Source organism: Siminovitchia fortis, from assembly GCF_007681465.1.
Lineage (GTDB): Bacteria > Bacillota > Bacilli > Bacillales > Bacillaceae_C > Siminovitchia > Siminovitchia fortis.
Genome location: NZ_VEKZ01000098.1, coordinates 1 through 6,051, shown reverse-complemented (window position 1 = coordinate 6,051; position 6,051 = coordinate 1). Strand labels below are relative to the sequence as shown.

6 protein-coding genes and 1 pseudogene are annotated in these 6,051 nt (G+C 44.6%); 1 reads left to right on the top strand and 6 read right to left on the bottom strand.

The window, feature by feature from the left end; translation table 11 throughout:
- Positions 1-88 precede the first annotated feature (88 nt).
- The 5 genes and pseudogenes from FS666_RS18680 to ltaE form a co-directional block, all read right to left on the bottom strand.
- Complete coding sequence (locus FS666_RS18680; RefSeq protein WP_144463711.1) at positions 89-604, bottom strand: hypothetical protein; 516 nt, start codon at positions 602-604, stop codon at positions 89-91.
- Positions 597-1,826, bottom strand: coding sequence for an MFS transporter (locus FS666_RS18675; RefSeq protein WP_144463710.1), 1,230 nt, complete (start codon positions 1,824-1,826; stop codon positions 597-599). Before FS666_RS18675 ends, FS666_RS18680 begins: the two co-directional genes overlap by 8 nt.
- 56 nt (positions 1,827-1,882) lie before the next feature.
- Positions 1,883-2,524, bottom strand: a complete 642-nt coding sequence (locus FS666_RS18670; RefSeq protein ID WP_144463709.1) for an O-methyltransferase — start codon at positions 2,522-2,524, stop codon at positions 1,883-1,885.
- Positions 2,511-2,703 (bottom strand): annotated as a pseudogene (locus tag FS666_RS20395) (hypothetical protein); the annotation flags it as partial. The gene FS666_RS18670 and the pseudogene FS666_RS20395, both read right to left, overlap by 14 nt.
- A 20-nt stretch (positions 2,704-2,723) precedes the next feature.
- A complete protein-coding gene (ltaE, locus tag FS666_RS18660) occupies positions 2,724-3,770 on the bottom strand; it encodes a low-specificity L-threonine aldolase (RefSeq protein ID WP_144463708.1) in 1,047 nt (348 codons plus the stop codon).
- Positions 3,771-3,909: 139 nt separating this feature from the next.
- On the opposite strand from ltaE, the gene FS666_RS18655 reads away from it, so the two are divergent.
- Positions 3,910-4,866 (top strand): NAD(P)H-dependent flavin oxidoreductase, encoded by a 957-nt coding sequence (locus tag FS666_RS18655; RefSeq protein WP_144463707.1) that lies wholly within the window; start codon positions 3,910-3,912, stop codon positions 4,864-4,866.
- A gap of 319 nt (positions 4,867-5,185) precedes the next feature.
- Here FS666_RS18655 and FS666_RS18645 read toward each other — a convergent pair whose 3' ends face one another.
- Positions 5,186-5,896 carry an RpnC/YadD family protein gene (locus FS666_RS18645; protein WP_144463705.1) on the bottom strand — a complete coding sequence of 237 codons (711 nt, stop codon included), beginning with the start codon at positions 5,894-5,896 and terminating at the stop codon, positions 5,186-5,188.
- Between the last annotated feature and the right edge of the window lie 155 nt (positions 5,897-6,051).

Here is a 6,051-nt window from a genome sequence, read left to right as displayed (position 1 = left end):
CGTAAAACGGATCGAAATGGCGTGTTCCCATTTTGTTCGCCCACAAACATTTTACTCATACTTCAAAAGTGTTTTTTCCATTCAATCTTTAAATTTCATTCAAAAGCTCCATCGTTTTCAAAACATGGTCCAGGAAAGGAACGACCTCTTTCATGTTATCCTCGCTGATTTTTGTCTTGAATTTCACCTCTATGCAATTCAGGTAACCAGAAGCTTCTTCTCCATATTCGAAGCTCAGTGTTTGTGTCAGCTCAATATCATTTTCCCAGACTGCGTAAAGGGCCTCCCTAATTTGTCCGCATTGTACAGTTATATCGTGAACACGCTTGTAAAATCGCAGCAAAATGGAGCAGCCAGGGGTCGCATCCGGGATTTCAAGAATCTCCCCTGCCAAATCTTCCAGGGAAGCAGCCAACACGACTTCCACCGTTACATCCGGCTGGCCGGTTAACGTGAATTTCATTTTCAGCTCCCTGGAAAGAACTGCATAATCAGTAAGGTCTGCCCTGTTGACAATCGTAATCAAGCCATCGATATTATCCAAGTCGTATATCCGGTTTTCAAATGCGACTTTTAAATTTTCAAAATGGGTCGGATCATACATCTGCAGTATTCCTTCCGGATAATTTTTTCACTTTCAGCGCCAGGAAAACCGAAACAACCAGCAGGCCGATGGTGAAGCTCACTACCCCGACCCAGCCGTAGCGGGACCAAAATATGCCTCCCGCCGATCCTCCGAAGCTCGATCCCATATAATAGGCAAATAAATAGAGTGAGGATGCCTGGGCAATATCGTGCGTGGCATGGCGGCTGACCAATCCGCTTGCCACGGAATGAGCGCCGAAAAAACCGAACGTCAGCACGATAATGCCGATGATTTTATAAAATAAAGACACCGGAAGTGTCAATACAACACCCAATAGCATGAGCAGCGCACCCAGGATAATAAATAACGGGCGCCCGAATTTATCACCCAGCATCCCAAACCAGGCAGAGCTGAAGGTTCCAACCAGATAAACAATAAACATCCATCCAATGATCGTCATGCTCAAAAGATATGGAGGCTCCGCCAGCTTAAATCCCAGATAATTATAGATAGTCACAAAACCGCCCATTAAGAAAAAAGCGATCAGGAACAGCGATACCAAAACCGGACTTTTCAAATGGGAAACAAGGGTTCCGAATAGGCTTTTCAATTTTAAAGGCTGCGGGTGGAAATGTTTTGATGGCGGGAGAGCCCATATAAAATAGATGCCGGCAATCAGGCTGATCACTCCCAAAAAGACCATTCCTGTCTGCCATGAAAATAAATCTGTCATCGTTCCCATGATGACCCTTCCGGAAAGTCCTCCAACCGTATTTCCTCCGATATACAGCCCCATCGCTGCACCAACACTGTTTCCCTCTATCTCCTCACCCAAATAAGCCATGGCGATCGAAGGGATTCCTGCAAAAGCAATACCTTGTATTACCCTCAATATTAGGTGGAGCTCAAATGTTGGCGTAAAAGCAATGACCACCGTTAAAACAGATGTAATGATAATGCAGACAGACATGATGTTTTTTCGTCCCCAGGATTCGGAAAGAGAGCCAAAAATTAGCAGCCCGAATGCAAGGGAGAGCGTGGTCAACGACAAGGACAGGCTTGCCATCGTCGGTGTGACATCAAACTCCTTTGTAAAAACGGGCATGATGGGCTGTGTCATATATAAATTGGCAAACGTGATGAAAGCTGCGGCGAATAAAGCAAGATTCGCTTTCTTAAATGCCCGCGTGCCCTGCTGGATGTATTCTTTTGTTTGATTATCTTCATTCATTGTCATCATCCGGTTCCTGCTGTTTTACTTCTATAATGGATGAATTATTTTTCTTTGTAAAACATTTATGCTTTGACCCTTGATATGGTCATCCCATCTCCGATCGGGAGGAGGAGCGATTCCAATCGGGGATGATTGGCTGCCGTTTCATTAAAGTTTTTCATAAATTCAGTATAGCGTTTTGGCTTTGCTTCGGGGTCTGCCACACTTCCTCCGGCAAGCACATTATCGGCAACAATCAACGCACCCGGTTCGGCCAGTTTGATGCAGTATTCCAAATAACTTTCATAATTTGCTTTATCAGCATCGATAAAGAAGAAGTCAAACCGCTTTTGGTCCGCGGCCAATGTTTCTAGGCTTTCCAAAGCAGGGCCCGTCATGTATGAAACCTGGTGGTCGCCAAATCCGGCTTTAGCCAGGTTGCTGCGGGCCAACTCGGCATATTTTTCTTCCAATTCCAAAGAAGTCAGCATGCCTCCCTCGCCGAATCCCCTGGCCAGGCAAATTCCGCTATAGCCCCCAAGAGCTCCGATTTCCAGGATATTTTTAGCTCCTGCTATCGAAACAAGCATAGTCAGAAGCTTACCTGAAGAGGGAGATACCGATATCGAAGGCATTCCGTTTTCCTTTATGGACGAAATGACCTCTTCTAAAATTGGATCTGAATCGTGAAAAACCGCATCAATGTATTGGTTAATTTGTTTCATTGGGCTCCAGTCCTTTCCCGTTGTTCATAGCGCTGTCCATCATTTTGCTTTCCTGGATTTCAAAACATCTGAATGAATTCGTTGATGACCATATCAATGGCTTTTAATTCACCGGCCAAAACCTGTCGAATGGATTCAAACTCCGGTTCATCCAACTGCTGCTTAATGGTTGAACGCTTTGTGAGGGGCTGTAAATGTTTTACAATCTAGTTTTAGCCTCTGCGGCAATTCTATTTACCACTTCAACAGCCGTGCCTATATCCTCTTTAGTTATCCCCCTGTGTGTAACAAACCTGATTCTGTATGGACCTGCAGAGTTAGCCAGAATCTGATGTTCGTTCAGCTTTTCAATAAATTCCCTTGAATCCATTCCGAGCCCTTCAATGGAAAACATGATCATATTCGTTTCGACGCCTTCTGCGTCGATATCGATACCTTCTATAAGGGCTAACCTTTGTGCGAGTTTTTTTGCATGAACATGGTCTTCTTCCAATCGGCCAACCATTTCTTCCAATGCAACGATGCCGGCCGCTCCCGCAATTCCAGCCTGGCGCATGCCGCCGCCCAACATTTTCCGCCACTTTCTGGCTTTTTCAATAAAATTCTTTGAACCTGCCAAAATCGACCCCATGGGGGCACTTAAGCCTTTGGATAAGCAAAACTGAACAGTATCTACAAATTTTGTAATTTCCTTGGGATCAACACCTAAACCAACCGCTGCGTTAAATAATCGGGCTCCATCCAGATGGACAGGAATTTGATGCTGTCTTGAAATCTCGTAAACTTTTTCCATATAATTTAACGGCAGAATGCGTCCTCCCGAATCCCCATGGGTATTTTCCAGACAGATTAAAGCGGTCTTGGGACAGTGAATATCATCTTCCCGGATAGCCGCAACAATATCCGGAATCGGCATCTGGCCATTCACCCCTTTGATCGTTCTTGCCTGAACGCCGGCGATGGTGGAAAGCCCTGCCGTCTCATAGCCGAAAATATGGGAATATTCTTCTAAAATCACTTCATCACCACGTTGTGCATGGGTTAAAACAGCCACTTGATTTCCCTGGGTTCCGCTCGTTACAAACAGGGCAGCCTCTTTTCCAACGATTTCAGCAGCAAGCTGTTCCAGATGATTGATTGTTGGATCTTCACCATAAACATCGTCTCCAACGGCAGCATCGCGGATGGCGTCTCTCATTTTTTCAGTCGGCGTTGTCACTGTATCACTTCTCAAATCAATTGGCATTTGCAGGGCTCCTTCCAAATTGAGTTCATAAATCAATAGTAACAAAAACTGAATTTTTTCACATGTAATTTTTTGAAGGTTTTTACATAAGTGCCGGCGAAATGATTATATAGTCTTGAAAGGAGAGAGAGGAATATTGATGCAGATGCGAGCTCTTAAAGAAAATAGTGCATTGCCCGTCATTATGGCCCCGATGTTTTTAGTATCCAGCCCGCAAATGGTCATTAATGGCTGCAAATCAGGAATCATCGGCTCTTTTCCATTGTTGAATGCCCGTACGGCGGACGTGCTTGATCAGTGGATGGAAGAAATTAAGCAGGAGTTGCAGGGGATAAAAGCAGCTCCATGGGCGGTGAATTTCATCGTACATCATACAAACAAGCGTTATGAGGAAGACTTGGCACTCATCAAGAAACATCAGCCGCCGATTGTCATTACTTCACTGGGAGACCCGAGTCCTGTCGTTCGTATCGTACATGAATACGGAGGTCTTGTATTCTCTGATGTGATTTCCATTTTTCATGCAAAAAAAGCGGCTGAAAAAGGGGTGGACGGACTTGTTCTTGTCTGCAGCGGAGCGGGCGGCCATGCCGGAACCATCAACCCCTTTGCCTTTTTGGGTGCTGTGAAAGAATTTTGGAATGGAATTACGATTTTGTCGGGGGCAATTTCAAGCGGAAGGGATATCTTGGCAGCGCAGGCAATGGGAGCTGATTTTGCCTACATGGGGACCAGGTTTATTACCGCAGAGGAAAGTTTCGCTTCCGTAGATTATAAAGAGATGGTGATTGACTCTACGCTCGATGACTTGATCTATACAGATGCCTTCAGCGGTGTGAAGGCCAACTATTTAAAGCCGAGCATCAGGAAAGCAGGACTTGATCCCGACAAACTTGACAGCAAGGAACAAGCTGATTTTTCAAAAATGAACAGAACCGGGTCAAAAGCCTGGAAAGATATATGGTCGGCGGGTCAGGGAGTGAACACCATTCAAAAAATACAGCCGGTAAAGGAAATTGTGGCTGAGCTGAGGGAGTCATATAACCAAGCGAGAAAAGAATTATTGCAGGGAAAAGCAAACGAAAAAACTGAATGATTGGTCATTCATTTTATTAAAAAAGCCTGATAGGATATGATATATCACTATTGCGGGGCGGTCGGAGATGTCAATGAAACAAAGCAAAAGGCTGGTCCGAAGGTAAAACATACCTTGGGGAATCATCCTTTTGCTTTGCATTATGATTTTTTGAACGACCTTTTACACGGCTGTTCTTTACAACATCTTTTGTTGCTTCATTCGCTGCCGGTGAACCTTGTCTATATTTCGATTGACCCGACTCACGGCCTGGGCATAAAGGTTGGTTAACAAGTCTTTTGGAAAACCTCACTTAGGCAACATGCTTTTTGAGGTGATTTCAATTTCTATCCTTAATCCGCTCTATCTCCTCAAGTGTAAGACCCGTAATTTCCGCTACATCATCCGCTGATTCCCCTCTCCCCAGAAGCCTGACAGCGATTTCAACCTTGCCTTCTTTGATTCCTTCTTTGATACCTAATTCGATTCCCTTCTTCTCCCCTTCCTTCATGTAGTACTTCGCTAAAAACGTATCTTTCATAGAAAGTCCCATCTGTACGGCCTCCTTTTGAATGATTGGTTTCATTTCGTTGACCAGTTTCAATTCCGTTTCCTCCGGCAGCCTAAGAATATGGTCAATGAATACGAACAGCTTCTGTATAAATTCCCGTTTCATTTCTTTATTTATCATTTTATCCTGTAAAAGCAACCTCATCAATTTCCCTTTATATTGGTACTTAATATCAACATTCTTTTTGCTTTTTATCACGTACAGCCCGGCCAAAACGGCCAATGCAAAGGGATTTTCAGATTCTAAGAGTGTGGTTTCGGATTGTGAGGCAATGCGGTAGGTGTTATAGTTGTAGGTCAGCTCAGTACCCAGGAATTCATAGTGGAATAGATTGGCGTTGTACTTGGCGTCTTCGCCGGTGAACAGGGCAAGTGCATAAATCCTTTGATCGTATAGGTCCATAATCCGGTAAAACGACTGGAACATCCGCTTTGGAAAAATCTTTTTGTAGTCGCCCTGAACTTCAATGTGGACATACACCCATTGTTCCTTCCCATTTTTCAACTGAAGGTTTACTAACTTGTCGGCGACACGCTGATTGCTGTCAGACCCGGCTGAAACCTCTCCCCATAAAAATGGGGAGGTTCCCGGACCCTAAAGGGTCACGGTTCCATTGCGACAAATCGCAATGGCGC